The organism is Treponema sp. Marseille-Q4130, from assembly GCF_014334325.1.
GTDB lineage: Bacteria > Spirochaetota > Spirochaetia > Treponematales > Treponemataceae > Treponema_D.
In genome coordinates this window covers 91,627-108,304 of sequence record NZ_JACSET010000008.1, presented here as the reverse complement: position 1 = coordinate 108,304, position 16,678 = coordinate 91,627, and the positions used below count along the sequence as shown (strand labels likewise).

16 protein-coding genes are annotated in these 16,678 nt (G+C 50.1%); 6 read left to right on the top strand and 10 right to left on the bottom strand.

What is annotated here, in order from left to right; all coding sequences use genetic code 11:
• Positions 1-136: 136 nt before the first annotated feature.
• Positions 137-1,024 (top strand): M15 family metallopeptidase, encoded by an 888-nt coding sequence (locus H9I36_RS09650; RefSeq protein ID WP_187385148.1) that lies wholly within the window; start codon positions 137-139, stop codon positions 1,022-1,024.
• On the top strand, positions 1,021-2,634 hold the full coding sequence (locus H9I36_RS09645) for an NAD(P)/FAD-dependent oxidoreductase (protein ID WP_187385147.1): 1,614 nt from the start codon (positions 1,021-1,023) through the stop codon (positions 2,632-2,634). The genes H9I36_RS09650 and H9I36_RS09645 overlap by 4 nt, the downstream gene beginning before the upstream one ends.
• 32 nt (positions 2,635-2,666) lie before the next feature.
• Here the strand turns inward: H9I36_RS09645 and H9I36_RS09640 are convergent, their stop codons facing one another.
• Complete coding sequence (locus tag H9I36_RS09640) at positions 2,667-3,350, bottom strand: D-lyxose/D-mannose family sugar isomerase (protein WP_187385146.1); 684 nt, start codon at positions 3,348-3,350, stop codon at positions 2,667-2,669.
• Between the two features lie 169 nt (positions 3,351-3,519).
• Positions 3,520-4,743: an LL-diaminopimelate aminotransferase gene (locus tag H9I36_RS09635; protein ID WP_187385145.1), complete on the bottom strand. Its 1,224-nt coding sequence runs from the start codon at positions 4,741-4,743 to the stop codon at positions 3,520-3,522.
• 136 nt (positions 4,744-4,879) lie between these two features.
• Here H9I36_RS09635 and H9I36_RS09630 point away from each other — a divergent pair, with 136 nt between their 5' ends.
• Complete coding sequence (locus tag H9I36_RS09630) at positions 4,880-6,076, top strand: NADP-dependent isocitrate dehydrogenase (RefSeq protein ID WP_187385144.1); 1,197 nt, start codon at positions 4,880-4,882, stop codon at positions 6,074-6,076.
• A 182-nt stretch (positions 6,077-6,258) separates the two neighbouring features.
• On the opposite strand, the gene H9I36_RS09625 is transcribed toward H9I36_RS09630, so the two are convergent.
• Positions 6,259-6,654, bottom strand: coding sequence for an RDD family protein (locus tag H9I36_RS09625; RefSeq protein WP_187385143.1), 396 nt, complete (start codon positions 6,652-6,654; stop codon positions 6,259-6,261).
• A gap of 87 nt (positions 6,655-6,741) precedes the next feature.
• The gene (locus H9I36_RS09620) at positions 6,742-7,521 is read right to left on the bottom strand and encodes a ZIP family metal transporter (protein WP_187385142.1); all 780 of its coding nucleotides are present in this window, start codon (positions 7,519-7,521) and stop codon (positions 6,742-6,744) included.
• A 185-nt stretch (positions 7,522-7,706) separates the two neighbouring features.
• Here H9I36_RS09620 and H9I36_RS09615 point away from each other — a divergent pair, with 185 nt between their 5' ends.
• The 3 genes from H9I36_RS09615 to H9I36_RS09605 are packed head-to-tail and all read left to right on the top strand — an operon-like array spanning position 7,707 to position 12,335.
• Positions 7,707-10,151, top strand: a complete 2,445-nt coding sequence (locus tag H9I36_RS09615) for an efflux RND transporter permease subunit (protein ID WP_187385141.1) — start codon at positions 7,707-7,709, stop codon at positions 10,149-10,151.
• A gap of 43 nt (positions 10,152-10,194) precedes the next feature.
• On the top strand, positions 10,195-11,004 hold the full coding sequence (locus tag H9I36_RS09610; RefSeq protein ID WP_187385140.1) for an outer membrane lipoprotein-sorting protein: 810 nt from the start codon (positions 10,195-10,197) through the stop codon (positions 11,002-11,004).
• Entirely contained in the window at positions 11,001-12,335 is a 1,335-nt protein-coding gene (locus tag H9I36_RS09605) for a DUF1302 family protein (RefSeq protein ID WP_187385139.1), read from the top strand. Before H9I36_RS09610 ends, H9I36_RS09605 begins: the two co-directional genes overlap by 4 nt.
• Before the next feature lie 115 nt (positions 12,336-12,450).
• Here the strand turns inward: H9I36_RS09605 and H9I36_RS09600 are convergent, their stop codons facing one another.
• The 6 genes from H9I36_RS09600 to H9I36_RS09575 form a co-directional block, all read right to left on the bottom strand.
• Complete coding sequence (locus tag H9I36_RS09600) at positions 12,451-12,828, bottom strand: RidA family protein (protein ID WP_187385138.1); 378 nt, start codon at positions 12,826-12,828, stop codon at positions 12,451-12,453.
• Between the two features lie 169 nt (positions 12,829-12,997).
• A complete protein-coding gene (locus H9I36_RS09595) occupies positions 12,998-13,441 on the bottom strand; it encodes a DUF2335 domain-containing protein (protein WP_187385137.1) in 444 nt (147 codons plus the stop codon).
• Entirely contained in the window at positions 13,414-13,629 is a 216-nt protein-coding gene (locus H9I36_RS09590) for a hypothetical protein (protein ID WP_187385136.1), read from the bottom strand. Before H9I36_RS09590 ends, H9I36_RS09595 begins: the two co-directional genes overlap by 28 nt.
• 129 nt (positions 13,630-13,758) lie before the next feature.
• Complete coding sequence (locus tag H9I36_RS09585; RefSeq protein WP_187385135.1) at positions 13,759-14,466, bottom strand: hypothetical protein; 708 nt, start codon at positions 14,464-14,466, stop codon at positions 13,759-13,761.
• Between the two features lie 249 nt (positions 14,467-14,715).
• Positions 14,716-15,339, bottom strand: coding sequence for a hypothetical protein (locus H9I36_RS09580; RefSeq protein WP_187385134.1), 624 nt, complete (start codon positions 15,337-15,339; stop codon positions 14,716-14,718).
• Positions 15,340-15,695: 356 nt separating this feature from the next.
• Complete coding sequence (locus H9I36_RS09575) at positions 15,696-16,673, bottom strand: calycin-like domain-containing protein (protein ID WP_187385133.1); 978 nt, start codon at positions 16,671-16,673, stop codon at positions 15,696-15,698.
• Positions 16,674-16,678: the final 5 nt, after the last annotated feature.

The following is a 16,678-nucleotide window of genomic DNA, read 5'->3' as shown; positions in this document are numbered from 1 at the left end:
GGGACGCGCCATTTCAGCGTTCCGTTTAAATGTTCCGCCTTCGGCTCCATTCCTTCGGAACTTCCGCCCCTCCAATCCCTGCCGCACATCTCCCGTGCCGAATTAATAATTATTGAATTATACATGAGGATATACGATGAAAAAACAAACGATACTGCCGGCATCGGCGCTGTTTTGCGCCGCGTCACTCGCTTTGCTGTTTTTTGTATTCGGACGAAAAAGAAGCGCTAAAGCCGCCGGAACGGAAACGGCATTTTTGACAAAAGCTCCGGAAGCGTCTGCCGTGCGGAAAACGGCGGAAGAAGTGCGGCGGGAACAAGACGAGACCCGCGTTCGCTCCGTCATTTCGAACATGAGCGCTCGTGCGCGCGAGACGATAGTCATAAACGATTACGGAGAGTTTATTGCGGATTTAAAAGCCGTGCTCAAAGAAGACACGCAAAATCCGAAAGACGATCTTTCGCTTTTGACCCTCGTCGACAAAACGCACCCGCTTCCGGACGGCTACGCGCCCGCCCGTCTTATTCCGCTCGTCAAAAACGATGCGTTCAATGTTATCCGAAACGATCTGTCGCTGAGACCCGAAGCTTACGAAGCCCTCGTCGTTATGGGAAGTGATGCGAAAAAAGACGGCGTTACCCTCCTCGTAAGCTCTACATACCGATCCTATGAATATCAAAAAAAAGTGTTCGAGCGGTGGGTACAGATCGACGGACTTGCAGAAGCCGAACGCGAAAGTTCGCGGGCGGGTACGAGCCAGCACCAAACGGGTCTCGTCATCGACTTCGGTTCCATCGACAATACCTTTGCAAATACCCGCGCTGGCGCGTGGATGAAAGAGCACGCCGAAAGCTACGGCTGGAGTTTGAGTTTTCCCGACGGCTATGAAGACATAACCGGCTATCGCTGGGAAAGCTGGCACTTCCGCTACATCGGAAAAACCGCATGCGCGTTTCAAAAAAAATACTTCGGCGACATCCAGCAGTTTATGCTCGAATTCATCGACGCGTGGAAATCTTTATGATCGAGGCAATCACGCTCATCGTCCGAAGCGAAGACGAACACGATGAAAATGTATTAAAAAGCAAAGCGGCGGAAGCGCTTGCGAAAAAAAACATCCGTGTCCGAACCGAAGAGGTACGGCTCGCGGTCGTAAAGCGCTCGATCGACGCGCGGCACGGCCGCATACGCATCTGCCTCGTCTGCAAAGCGTATATCGGAGAAACTCCCGACGAGCGCTCTGCAAGCTCGCTCCCGGTATGGAAGTCTGCCGACGGATCGAAGCGCGTCGTCATCGTCGGCTCCGGCCCCGCAGGATTGTTCGGTGGGCTCCGCCTGCTTGAAGACGGCATCACGCCGATAATCGTCGAGCGGGGCGAAAAAACGGAGGAACGCAAAAAGACGATAGCGAAAATCAGTACGCAGGGCTCCGTCGACGGCGACAGCAATTACTGTTTCGGAGAAGGAGGCGCGGGCGCGTTCAGTGACGGAAAGCTTTACACGAGAAGTACAAAACGCGGAAACGTCGGCCGCATTCTTTCCGTGTTCAACTTTTTCGGTGCGTCCGAATCGATCCTCACCGACGCGCATCCGCACATCGGCACGGATAAGCTTCCGAAAATCGTAAACGCGGTGCGTGAAAAAATCATTTCGCTCGGCGGCGAATTTCACTGCTGCACAAAGTGCGTGGATTTTCTCACGGAAACGGAAGGCGGCAAAAAACGCATCACCGGGATTGCCGTACAAGACACGAAAACGGGAGAGCGGCGCACAATCAAAGCGGACGCGGTGCTGCTCGCATCGGGACACTCGGCGAACGACATATATGAACTCGTCGCACAATACGCTCCCGAAGCGCTCGAAGCGAAAACTTTTGCGGCGGGCGTCCGCGTCGAACATCCTCGAGAGCTCATCGATGCGATTCAATTTCACGGAAAAGATTTTCACTCGGCGGAATACCGCCTTACGACGCAAGTGTCGGGGCGCGGCGTCTATTCTTTTTGTATGTGCCCCGGCGGCTTTGTCGTGCCGTCGGCGACGGGCTGCGATGAAATCGTCGTAAACGGTATGTCGGCAAGCGCACGCAATTCGAAATGGTCGAATGCGGCGATCGTCGTCGAAACGCGGCCGGAAGACATTCCGGAAGAATTTATTAAAAAAGCGGGCACCTGTCCTGCCCTCGCGGGCTTATATTGGAGAGCGCATCTCGAACGCGAAGCGAAGCTGCACGGAGAAGGCCAAGCGGCTCCCGCTCAGCGCATGGAAGATTTTCTTTCGCACCGCAAAAGCGACACGCTCCCTCCGACGAGTTTTACGCCCGGTGTCGTCTCAAGCAGACTTGACGAATGGCTTCCTCCGCACATCGAAGCGAGGCTCGAAAAAGCGTTTGCCGATTTTAATAAAACGATGCGCGGCTTTATCTCGCCCGACGCGCTCCTGGTCGCCGTCGAAACGCGTACGTCGACACCCGTTCGCATACTGCGGGATAAGGAAACCGGCGAATGCGTTTCGATCGCGCGCCTCTACCCGGCAGGCGAGGGTTCGGGCTATTCGGGCGGCATCGTATCGTCGGCTATGGACGGAGAGCGCGCGGCGGCCATCATCGCACAACGCCTTTCCGCGCATATAGTTTAAGGCAAGACCGAACGAACGCTCGGCGGCTTTTGTCAATCGAGTGCAGGAGGATATTCGTTGCACAAGAGGCGGTACGGCGCTTCATCCTCTTCGATCTTCGGGAATCGCCCGATCGCTTCGTAAAAGCGGTTGTCGGCCGTATCGTCGTTGCACTGCGACACTTCGCCGATCAGCACGCTGCCGCTGTTCGGCACGACATGAAACGCGTGATACTGGTGCGGCCAAATCGTAATGCTTTCGCCGTTTTTGAGTTCCACTTTCGAACCCGCTTTTACATAATAGGAACGCCCGTCGGAATTCACGAGAACGTCCGTATCTGCAAGCCCTCCGTTTCCGTCGTCGTTGTACAATTCGATGAGCAAGGTACCGCCGCCTCGATTGATGATATCTTCCGATTTGTACCAGTGAAAATGCATCGGCGCTTTCATATCGTCACGAAGAAACAACAGCTTTTCCGCATAAACCTTTTTATATTTCGGATCGTGCTGATTGCCGTTGCGCAGCGTAATCAATCCGAATCCGATTTTATCGAAATTGTTAAGACCGAAATCGGTGATATCCCAGCCGAGCATATTGTCGCGGATTTCGTCGTACTCGTGCCCCTTGCTCTTCCATTCATCCGGCGTCCAATGGCAAAACGGCGGCAGATGAAATCCGTTGTCGGAAATCAATTTTTCCATCTCTTTGATCACGCTGTTGATTTTTGAACGCTTCACGGCAGACCTCCTTAAAGTCGGGGAACAAAAAATCCGATTCGCAAGCTCACAGTCAAACGTAATGCATCGCTCCGGCATCCCGTTTAAACTTTTCAATAATCTGAATTATACTTTAGAGAACCTCTGAAACCGGCAGATTTTAGAGCCCCCCCCTTAATAATTATTAATTTTACAGTTTTAACCCAGAAAGCCGCGCGCACGCTTCGTTTACGGCTTCATGATGACCGAACGAACTGAAACGCAAAAAGCCTTCGCCCGCTTCTCCGAACCCCGAACCGGGAGTCGTCACGACGCGGCATTCGTCGAGAATTTTATCGAAGATGTCCCAGCTCGTGTATTTCGGAAAATACACCCAAAGGTAGGGCGAATTTCCGGTACTGTAAACGCGCACTCCCGCTTTTGCAAAATTATCGCCGGAAAGCGCTTTCCCGATCGCACGGACATTTTCAAGATAATAATCGATCGTCTTTTTCATTTCGGCAAGGCCTTCGGGATCGAGGGCTGCAAGTCCGCCTCTCTGAGCGATATTCGACGCGCCGTTGAAAAGCGTAGTCATAACACGCGACCAATCTTTGATGACGGGAGTACCGTCGGCATATAAAAGCGTTTTCGGTACGACCGACCAGCCGAGCCGGACACCGGTAAATCCCGCGGGTTTCGAATACGAATTGATTTCGATCGCACAGGTACGAGCGCCGCTTATTTCAAAAATCGATTTCGGAAGCCCGGGCGTACGGATAAACTCCGCGTAGGCCGCATCGAATACGATGATACAGCCGTGAGCCTTTGCAAAATCAACGAGGCGGCCGAGCTCTTCTCTCGTGGACGCGTAGCCCGTCGGATTGTTCGGCGAACAAAAATAGATGATGCTGTTGTCGCGTACTTTCGTTAAATCGGGAAAAAAATTATTTTCAGGCGTACACGGAAGATAGCTTATACCTTCGTATGCGCCGTTATGTGCAGCGCCTGCCGCACCGATAAGCACCGATCCGTCGACATACACGGGATATGCGGGATCCTGCACGGCGACGCGCACTCCGCATCCGAACAAAAGCTGTATGCGCGCAATATCACATTTTGCACCGTCGGATACGAACACTTCATCGGCTTCCGCAATGCCCGAGTAAAAGGTTTCGGCGATTTTTTTACGGAGTGCGAAAAGCCCCTGCTCGTCGCCGTACCCCGAATAGCCTTCGGGAGTTGCAAGGACTCGCGCATAGTCCGACATTGCGCTTGAAATATGCGGTTCGAGCGGTTCCGTCGTATTGCCGATGCTCAAGCTGATGAGCTTCGCATCGGGGTGAGAAGCCGCGTAAGTTTTACTCCGGCGCGCAACTTCGGGAAAGAGATAACCCGCGGTGAGATTGGCAAAACATCGGTTTCTTTCTATCATAACCGCATTTTAGCGAATCGCGCAAAACAGTGCAACAAAATCGCACACAAAATACGGCATTGTCGCCCCCGTCCAAGCCGAGACAAGCTGGACGATAATCTGGACGATGCGCACGAAAGAAGTTATACTCATTGCCATGACCAAGATACCGATGAAAAACGCCGTCGCAGAACTCGACGGAGACGAAATGACGCGCGTGTTATGGCAGCTCGTCAAAGACAAACTCCTTACCCCTTACGTCGATCTCAAAACCGAATACTACGATTTAAGTTTAACAAAGCGCGACGAAACCGACGATAAAATAACCTACGATGCGGCCGAAGCGATCAAGCGGCTCGGCGTCGGCGTCAAATGCGCAACGATCACATCGAACGCGGCGCGCATGGAAGAATACAAACTCTCACACCTCACGCCGAGTCCGAACGGCATCATCCGCGCGGAACTCGACGGCACCGTGTTCCGCACACCCATCTTCGTAAACAATATCAATCCGTCCGTTTCGTGCTGGAAAAAACCGATCGCGCTCGGACGACACGCTTACGGCGACGTATACAAAAATTGTGAAATCCGCACGCCCGGCGCGGGAAAAGCCGAACTCGTGTTTACGGGGGCGGACGGCAAAGAGATCCGCAAAACGATCATGGACATGAAAAGCGCAGGCATCATCCAAGGTATCCACAACCTCGACGCGTCCATCGAAAACTTCGCCCGCTGCTGTTTTACCTATGCGCTCGACAAAAACGTACCCGTGTGGTTCGGCGCAAAAGACACGATTTCGAAAACCTACGACGGCACGTTCAAAGAAATCTTTCAGCGCATATTCGACGCCGAATACAAAACGCGCTTCGAAAAAGCCGGCATCACTTATTTTTACACCCTCATCGACGACGCCGTCGCTCGCATTATGAAAAGCGAAGGCGGCATGCTGTGGGCGTGCAAAAATTACGACGGAGACGTCATGAGCGATATGATCGCATCCGCGTGCGGCAGCCTCGCAATGATGACAAGCGTACTCGTCAGTCCCACCGGAGCATTCGAATACGAAGCTTCTCACGGCACGGTGCAAAAACATTACTACCGCTACTTAAAAGGTGAAAAGACGTCGACGAATCCCGTCGCGCTCATCTTCGCATGGACGGGCGCGCTCGCAAAACGCGGCGAACTCGACGGCACCGAAGCGCTTAGCGATTTTGCACGACGTCTCGAAAGGGCGACGCTTTCGACGATCGAAGACGGAGAGATGACCGGCGACATAGCGCGCCTCGCCTCCCCCGCACCTGAGCGCGTGCTCAACTCGTGGGAATTTATCGACGCGATCCGAAACCGGCTTTAGTACCGCTCATAATTAATTATTAATTTTTTCGGCCAATAGAAGATTGCGTAAAATTTTCCATTTCGGACTGTTTTATATTCTGCGCTTCTCTTAACTGCGCAAGCGTATTATCATAATATCCTGTTCGGCTTTCTTTCGAGTCCTTTTAACCGATGCGCAAGACATATTTTCTTCCATTTTTTTTAACAGCATTTTTCATTAATAACATCCGTCCGAGCCGTCATATCGCCGATCCGCTTGCGGCAAAATATATATGCAAATATTTCAAGCGGCCCCAAAAGCCAAAACAGATTTCTGATCAACCTCTGTTTCGACGAAGCGCGCTCTTTTGTGTGTACATCGATTATTTTCAACTTTAAAATTTTTTTCCCGATACTGCCGCCTTCGGGTAAATCCCGCAAAACCAAATACAGTATGCCGATATAACTTGAGCCTAAGACTCTCACTGTCATTTGCGTGCCTGTAAGAGATTGCCCCTGCAGCAGCGGCATCATAACCGATATGCAAAACGGTATTTCGTATATGATCGCGGTAATTATAAAATCGATGCAAAACGCGCCGATTCTTTTTGTGTTCATTTTTTTGCTCCTCGATTGTTATGTATGTAAATTACAAATTCATCCTGACATCGGTTCGAACCGCGCAGTCTCAAAAGCGTTTACCGCTCAACTCAATGCAACGTCAAGCACCATCATCAGCGCGAAACCGACGGCAAACCCGATCGTACAGACATCGGTTTTATCATCCCGCGTCGCTTCGGGGATAAGCTCTTCGATGACGACGTAAATCATGGCGCCTGCGGCGAACGAAAGAAAATATGGCAAAGCGCTTACAACTATCTCGGTTAATAAAATCGTAATCAGCGCGGCGACGGGTTCGACGGCTCCGGAGAGCATACCGTACCAAAAGGATTTCGCCTTACTGTTGCCTTCCGTTCTCAGCGGCATCGAAATGATCGCGCCTTCGGGAAAGTTTTGGATCGCGATGCCGAGCGAAAGCGCAAAGGCTGCTGCAACGGAAACGTTTGCAGAACCGCTCGTCATACCGGCGAATACGACGCCGACGGCCATGCCTTCGGGAATATTGTGCAGCGTTACCGCAAACACGAGCATGAGCGTGCGGCTCAAGCGCGATTTCGGTCCTTCGGGAGCGGATGCGTCGATGTGCAGGTGCGGTGTTATCCTATCGAGCGAAAAAAGAAAGGCAATGCCGAATAAAAAGCCGACGAGCGCCGGTATAAACGATAAGCGCTTCGCCGTATCGGCCATCTCCATGGACGGGATGAGGAGCGACCATACGGACGCCGCAACCATAACACCTGCGGCAAAGCCCATAAGCGCGCGCCGCAGGCCGTCGTGCATTTCGCGTCTCATAAAAAACACGCACGCGGCTCCGAGCGTCGTTCCGGCAAACGGGATCATCAATCCCCAAAATACGGTCGTCATACTGTTTCCTTGAGCGCTATTATTTCGCTATATTATTTCGCTGTGTTGACAAAAAATCAAGCTTCGCATACCATATTATCGATAATAAGTTAGCATAATATAACTTTTCGGTAAATCGGCCCCTGTAACGATTTTCGATTTTTACAGACTTTACTCTGTTGTATTTGTGATTACGGACAATAACTATGACGGTAAACAAAATCAATGTGCATTTCGAAAAAATCGGGCGCTTTCAAATAAAGCATCGGACGGCATTTTTAATCGCAATCGCCCTTATCACGCTTGCGGGCTTTGCCGGCTTGCCGAGGTTTAAATCGGAAGACGACGAAGATCAGTGGATTACCAATTCCAAAGAGCAAAAAGCCGCAAACGACAGATTTAAAGAACTGTTCGGAAACACCGACGTCGTCGCCGTACTCGTCGAAGCCGACGACGTATTCGACCCTGAAGTGCTCTCTGCGATCGACCGGCTCGGCAAGCGCCTCGAAGCGGAAGTGCCGTTCGCGGATGAAGTTACGTCGCTCATGCGTTTGACCGTTTCGCAAGGCACGGAAGAAGGCATCGAAGTCAGCAATCCGTTTAAAGACGGCATCCCCGGCGGCGGTAAAGCGCTTTCGCAGATGACGGAAAAAGAACGCGCGGAACTCGCCGAAAAAAAAGCGTTTATCATGAGCCGCGAATCGCTCGTCAACAATATCGTATCCGACGATGCAAAAGAAACGTGGGTGGTCCTTTCGCTGACGCCTTACGACGACGATTATGCGGATATGTACAAAGTCGGCGACGCTGCGATCCCGATCGTCGAATCGGACGAATTTAAAAGCGACGCTTACACGTTCAAAGGAAGCGGCGTCGGCTACATCGAAACGGAAGAAAGCCGCGCGGTAAAGCACGATATGAAATGGCGCATCATCACGGGCTTTATCGTCATGCTCGTCTGTTTGATTTTGTTCATCCGTTCGGTGCGGGGAGTGCTCGTTCCGATCTTTGCAACCGTCGGCGGTATCGGTACGGTATTCGGCTTTTCCGGCTGGTTCGGCATCATTGCCGGAGAAAATCTTCTGACACTGCCGATACTGCTCGGCATGGCGCTTTCCGTCGGTTATGCGATTCACTATATCAACGGATTCAATTACGAATTCCGCAGCTGCGGCAGCCGCAAAGCCGCCGCGATCGCCGCGGTGAAAACGACCGGCTGGCCGATTTTATTTACCGTCATCACGACGATGGCATCCTTTATTTCGTTTTTTACCGCCGGTATCGGCGCACTGCGTTGGCTCGGCGGTACCTGTTCCGCGCTCGTCTTTATCATCTATCTGTACGTCATCGTGCTGCTTCCGGTTTTGTACAGCTACGGAAAGGACTCCCCCGCGGCGGCAAAATCGCCTTCACAAAAAGCGTTACGGCGGGAAGCGCGCATAAAAGCGTTTCACGAAAAAGTCGATGCCGTATACGGACGCTTCGGCGAACAAGTGCTCCGACACCGCATCCCGATCCTCATCGTCGGAGGTGCGATCACAGCGGCATCCGTTTTCTATATGTTCCGCATTGAAGTGAATATGGACTACGTCGGTATGATGGGTAAAAAAGTTCCGTATGTCGAACGCATGATTTCCATTATGAATTCGAAACTAGGCAACCAATATTCGTACGAAGTGATGATCGAACTTCCCGAAGCCGATGCATTTAAAGAGCCCGAAAATATGCAGGCACTCGACGATTTGGGAGCCGCTCTCGGCAAACTCAGGCTCACGAAGATATCGGGTACGAAACCGCGCGTCACATCCGTAACCGACATCGTAAAAGAGATGAACCGCACGCTGAACGGCGACGATCCTGCGTTTTATACGATTCCGAAAGAACGGGATTTTTTAGCGCAGCTGTTATTCCTGTACGAATTATCCGGCGGCGAAAATCTTTCCGTGTGGATGAACGACGACTGTAATACCGCATACGTACACGTCGAATTGAAAGAATACGATGCGAACGCGATCGATTTGGATATCACCGATGCGCGTTCTCTCGGTTCCCGTTATTTCCCCGGCGCGAAAGTTTTCTGCATCGGCGAAATCGTCGGCTTTGCAACGATGAATCATACGCTCGTTACCGGCGAATTGAAATCGCTCGGCGGTTCGTTTATAATAATTTTACTCCTTTTGATAATCGTGTTTTCGAGCATCCATACGGGATTTATCGGCATGATCCCGAACGCCGCCCCGGTACTGCTCGTCGGCGGGCTCATGGGCTTTTTCGGATATCCGCTCGATATGCTCACGATGACGATTATGCCGATGATACTCGGCATTGCGGTCGACGATACGATCCACTTTACGAATCACGTCAAACTTGAATACGAGGCGACCGGCAATTATCACAGAGCGGTCGTCGATTCTTTTGTCAAAATCGGCCGATCGATGATTGCGACGACGGTTATCCTGTGCGCGATGTTTTCGATGTATATGTTCAGTTCGATAAATATGCTGTTCCGCATCGGATTGCTGAGCGTCGTCGGACTCGGTGCAGCTCTTATCGCCGATTATACGCTGACGCCGGTGCTGCTGTTTTCGGCAAAGTCGTTCGGAAAAGAATCGGATGCAAAAGAAAACAATGCGCCGAAACACATTAGTTAATAATCGAACGATACGATAAACGATATTGATTTTGGAGGATACTATGAAAAGGATCGAAAAATTATTAAAAAGAGCTGCCGTATTTTTTGCAGTCGGTGCCTGCGTGTTCGCGGCCGCCGCACAGGATTTGAGCGGCTACGATATTATGAAGCGCGCGAGAGACGCGGACAGCGGCAAAACGAGTACGTATACCGCAACGATGACGCTCGTCAATAAAACCGGCAATCAGCGAGTGCGCGAAATCGTGTATTATACGAAAGATTACGGCGATAATGATAAAACGGTTATCGTTTTCCGTACGCCGAAAGACGTCGCCGGTGTCGGCTATTTGATGTGGGAATACGATGAAAAAGCCGACGGTACGAAAAAAGATTCCGACAATTGGCTGTATATGCCCGCGATGAAAAAAGTGCGCCGCATATCCGGCAGCGAAAGCGGCGGCGATTTTATGGGAACGGATTTTACCTACGACGATATGGGCGACAGAGCGCTTTCGAAAGATACGTTTACCGTGCTCGCTTCCGAAACCGTCGACGGCTTCGACTGCTGGAAAATCGAATGCGCCGCAAAAGATAAAACGGAAAAAAACCCCCGCCGCATCGTATGGATCCGCAAAGATAATTTCAAATTATTAAAAAGCGAATACTACGACCGGCAAAACGCACTGCAGCGCAAACTCGAATGTACAAACATTGAAAAAATCGACGGTATATGGACGATCGGCAAGATGACGATGAAAAATGTCAGAACCGATCATTCGACCGTCATCGAAATGAAAGACGTGCACTACAACATACCGATAAACGATTCCGTCTTTACCGTTGCATCCCTTGAACGCGGAGCGATAAAATGAAATTATTAATTTTAAAAATGTTGCAGGCTGTGCGGCGGTATCGTACCGCTGTGTTCGGGGCTGTCTGCGTTCTTTCCGCCTCCTTCGCATTTTCGCAGGGCATCACATTTTCGGGAAGCGCTAAAACCGCAGTCGGCGTTTTTATACGAGGCGATAACGCGGGCGATTTTTCACCCGCAAAAGAAACGGTGAGCGGAGAGATCGACGCGCGCTTTGCGGATTGCTCGGTCTTTATCGCGGGCAACGCGTATTTCAATGCGCTCGCTGCGAATTCCGGCGGAAGTTTTTCGCTTACCGACGGACTCGGCGCGGAACTGCAGGAAGCGTATTTTTCGTGGACGTCGAACGAGTTCGGAAAGGGTTTGACGGCGGGCTTAAAAATCGGACGGCAGATAACGGCGTGGGGAAAAGCGGACGGCATACGCATCGCGGATATCCTCTGCCCGCAAAATCTCGCATCTCTGGGTACGTCGAACTACAGCGAAAGCAGGCTCGGCATCGACGCGATAAAGGGCACGCTTTCGGGAACGTATTTTTCCGCCGATGCGTATTGGATTCCGTTTTTCAGACCCTCTGCGCTTCCGTTCGAATCGTGGAATCCGCTTCGAAAAGCGCTCATTCCGAGTTCCGTTGGTGCCGTACCGGTCGTACTCGGCGATATTTCAAAGCCGGAGCTGAACATCGCAAATTCAAGCTGTGCCGCGCGCGTAAGTTTTTGGTTTCCGGCGGTCGACTTTTCGCTGTACGGATACTACGGCTTTGACGATTCGCCGAATTTTATGTATACGCCCGATGCGATGCCGCCGACTAAAATTATCGTGTCGGGAAAGTATTATCGGTACGGCATGGCGGGCTTCGACTTGGCCGTTCCCGCAGGAGCTTTTGTGATCAGAGCGGAAAGCGCGTTTTTTATAGAGCGAGCGCTTCAACTCGGACAAACTTCGCTCGGCGGCTGCAAACGAAAAAACGAACTGAGAGCCCTTACGGGATTCGACTGGAATAAAAACGGCTGGATGCTTACCGCGCAGTATTACGGGGACGTCGTATTCGATTATGTCGACTCGCTTGCGCGCAACGCGTACGAACACGGGGCTACGGCAAACCTTTCGAAAACGCTTTTTTCCGAAACGCTCACGCTTTCGTGTACCGGTCTTGTACGTTTAAACGATTTGGACGGCTTTGCCGGTCTTAAAGCAAAGTACAACCTCACCGACGAGATTTCGCTTGCGCTTGCGTTCGACGGCTATTTTCCCGGTCCGAAAAGCGACGGCACTTACGGAAAGTATAAAGATTTGAGCTGCGTGCGATTCGAGGGAACGGTCAGATTTTAATAATTTTTATTAATTTTACAGCGGGACGCCGACGGTATCTCGCATATTCAGAAGCCGATGTCTGATCCGAACGGGATTCGATCATCGGCTTCTGTTTTTTTTATTCGTACGGGCATCAGTTTGCAGCTTGGGCGACAACTTCCACTTCGACGAGCACGTTTTTCGGAAGCTGCACGACCGCTATGCACGAGCGCGCGGGCTTACCGGTAAAATATTTTGCATACACTTCGTTGAACGCCGCAAAGTCGTCCATCGTTTTGAGAAAGCACAGCGTTTTGACCGCTTTCGTAAAATCGCTTCCCGCCGCTTCGAGCACCGCTTTGAGATTTTTCATAACCTGTTCCGCCTGTTCGGTTATCGTTTTGCCTGTAACGGAGCCCGTCTCGGGATCGATCGGGATTTGACCGGACGTGTACACGAAGCCGTTTGCAACGATCGCCTGTGAATAGGGGCCTATCGCCGCCGGCGCATTTTTCGTATCGATTACTTTCATAGGATTGCCTCACTGCGTATAAAATTTTATGGTTTCAGTATAGTGCTGAAAAATATTCGGGTCAAGGAAAGTGAATTGTAGTTCTTACTGCTCGGGCACTTATAAAATGTGAGATAAGCCTCTGCATGAATAAAATATTTGTACAAAAAAAATAACGAATTCGATTTTATTAATTTTTTTCCGGATTTAAGCGCGCTTTTTCAATGCGTTCTTTTTTATTTTGATGTTTACCATAAATAAAAACACTCACCAGTGTTGCGGCTGTACCGATGAGAAGCCGATATCCTTGTATATCTTTACCCTGTGAAATAAGATAAAGACCTCCGATAATAGTTATCAAGCCTAATATAAACGCAAGAATCTGTCCGCGTAAAGTTTGTTTAGAACCGGTAAAAACGGTATTTTTCTCAAGGGCAAAGCGATGTTCCTGCTGTTTCTCAAAAGAAGAAAGCAATCTATCGGTAATACCCGGCAATATCTCTTCATATTCTTTTAATTCTTTTGGCGGCGGCAAAAAAGAAGACCGTGCCATAAAAACGACTTCTTGTCTTGCTATTTGAGAATCGGCTTCGTCTAAAAATCTTGTTACGGTCTGTTTATCTTTCTTTGACATTCTTGATTTACAATTTTTACGGCAAGCTTCATATCATTTTGTAGTGCCTGCATATCGGCAGTAAATGCACGTCTATCCGCTTCTTCTTCGGAAGCGGAATTATTATACATAGGATATACACCAAATAAATCAATAACACTTGCGATACCGTCTATTGTTTTTGGCATTGCAAATAAAAAATCACTCATAGTGCACCCCTGCATACCAATGATACTTCCTGATACATAAAAAGTCAACGTCGCGCAAATAAAACAGTCGCCTTAATACGACGTGACGGACACATATTCGAGTATTACAAACAGCACTTCAATCACGTCCTACCACGCGACGGAAAACGAAACGGGTTTCGTACTCGTAAGCAGTTCCGTAAGCGGGAGCTCGACCGTTTTGGACGCTTTTTTCTCGTCGTTCGGTGCAAAGAGCGAAATCTTTATTTTCGAGCGCTTGAGTTCGTCGGCGAGCGCTTGACCGTAGACGGAAGCGATCAAATCGACATATTCGTTTTGCGACATAGGTTCGCCGAGAAAAAGAGGTGCCATGCATAAATCGATATAGGATTGCATCGTGTCGGGCAGAAGTTTGTATAATTTTGCACAGGATTCGGGAGAGAACGCGAGAGACAAAGTATTGCCCGATCTCGAAAGACAGGTCGACTGCGACACGGGATCGTCCCCTCCCTTCGGCAAACGGAGCCTTATACCGAGCGACGTGTCCGCAGGAGAAGCGATGCGTACATCGTTGACGCCGGCCGCCAGAAACTGCGCCGTCATCTCATCCGCATCGAAAAGACGCGAATTCCCGCCGCCCGAAAGCGCTTGCATCATTTCGACAAATGCCGAACCGAATGCCGCATCGTATGTTATGTCGACGCTGCCGTCGCCGTTTGCGCGCAGTTCGACGGAAGACGTACAGGACACAAACAAAAGCGGCAAAAAAAGAAGCGCCGCAAACATCGATTTGAAAAGCAAAGAATACGCCGCGTCCGTTTCGAAGTACGGCTCTTTCACGGACAGATTTTTTTTCATCGCATAATCCCTCGTGTAGAAAACAAACCGGGCGGGGTAAAGGTTATACTGAAAAAATGTTAAAAACGCCCACGCAAAAAAACGATTGCTTTTTCACGCAGGCGTATGCGTATGGTACAAACGCGGAAGCGTTAGCGCGCGTCATGCACTGAAAGCGCTTGCTGCTCTTTCGCGGCAAACGCGATTATAAACCGGTGTTCGCATATCCGCCTTTTTAGAAGGCAGCACAGCGAACATATTCTCTATATGCTATTGTTCGGTAAGCGTAGACCAGTCGATCGTAAATTCACCCTTATATTTTGTGGGCTTATCAGGTTGGTTATAAGTGAACGAACCGCTTCCGTCGCAAAACTGTACACCCATCATATCTGAATTCAAGTAAAACCATAAATAGTATACGTTTTTATGTTCGCTTACAGGGAAGGTCATCGATGTGACGTAGCGGACACCGGCAGCGTGATCAGGATCTGTGGGAGGAGGAGTTGCGGTATCGCCTTCAGGGCTTATGGTATAGGCAATTACATCCTTTTTGACTCCGCCTGCATCATAATAACCCGGTTTTGAATTGCGCGGATCGATAAACGTTTTTGCTGCTCCGCTCATCGCTTCTGCCTTTCCGAACTTCGCCGTCATCGTTGCATTGCCGGAACTGTCAATAGTAACGGAAGCGTCTTTCAACAGTCCTGTTCCGAAATCGACACCACCCGGCACCATTGCATTGACAACACAGCTCAGTCTAGCGCCGACTTTGTATGTTTTTGCGGCAGGTTTAATACCCCCCCCCCCGTTGTTGTCCGACGAGCCGTTGCTGCATGCGGTAAATCCGATTCCGACAGCTGTTAAAGCCGCCAAAACAAACAATATCTTTTTCATAAAAACCTCCTATAAAAACTTTTGCAGAAAGTTGCAACTTTCGAAAAAGTTTTTAGCCGTGCGCGTGTGCGCACATATTCAATAGTCGAGTTTGCAAAATAAAGCGTATCGTATTCATGCGATTTTTATCGAAACGCCACGTATACACGTCTTCTGCAAACATCCGAGCAAACTCGAGATAAGAACGCTGCGATTTCGAGCAATGCACAGAAATCGCGAGTGTCTCCGATAAAAGAAAAACGCTTCAGCGTTTTTTGGCTCTAGACTCCAGCGACGGCGATATTTCAGACGCGCTTTTTATCGTACCTCCTTCAGCTTCTTTCGAAGCAGTATATTTTTCCAAACGGAAACTCCGTTTAATTGCCTGTAAATATCTCAATAATCGGAAACGGCATCCTGCCCGGCTTAAATTCGACGCGCAGCGTCAATTTGCCGCCTTCAAGTTTTCCGCAAACCGTCAGATCGTTTAATGTTTTAGATACACCACCTATATTTGCAGGAACACCGGCCGGATCGCGCTTCAGATAATATACACCGTCTTTTTCAGACACGCGTACGCCGGGAATATCATAAGCTTCGATCGTCATACCTGACCCATTGATAAAGCGGTGCATACCGAGCTTTACCGTGTGAGTTCCGTCCGACGTAAGAGTAATTTTCGGTTCGATTCCGGCGCCGCAGCTTCCGTGTCCTCTCGCTGTGCTTCCTCCCGGTCCGACCAAATAGTCGAATGTTCCCGTATATGAAGCAGACCCTCCCCAATCGGCCGCAGCAGCATCGCTCGGAATTTCAATCGTTACGTCCTGAATGCTCGGATCGAATGCAATATCGGGTACTCTTTCCGCACGGCCGAGCATCACCTGACGTGACATGGGAACGCGCGTATTCGACATCGCGCCTATGCCTGTAAGCCCGTCGCCCGTAAGCAAAATGGTGATCCCGTCCGTACTGTTTATGCCGATTTGAACCGTCATCGCGGCTTTTGAAGCGTCCTTCGCCATTGCCGCAACGGAATCCGCGCCGCCAAACCAATACAGCGTATAATTGTTTTTGGAATTTTTTACCGAATAATAATAGAATTGATTGTTGGTCATGCCGTTGACGCTCATATTCCAATCGAGCCGATCGCTGTTATAAATCGTGAGCGCAGGCTTGAGCGTGGTACCGCCCGAAGGCGTAATGCTTCCGTAATACGTGTAACCGTAGAGTTCGGAAATATCGACAGGTTCAAGCGTTTCATCTTTAAAAGCGTCCGCAATCGCGTCACAGGAAACGCAGAGCAAAGAAGAAGCGAGCGCCGCCGCGGCAAAAAATCCGTATAGTCGTTTTTTCATAACAT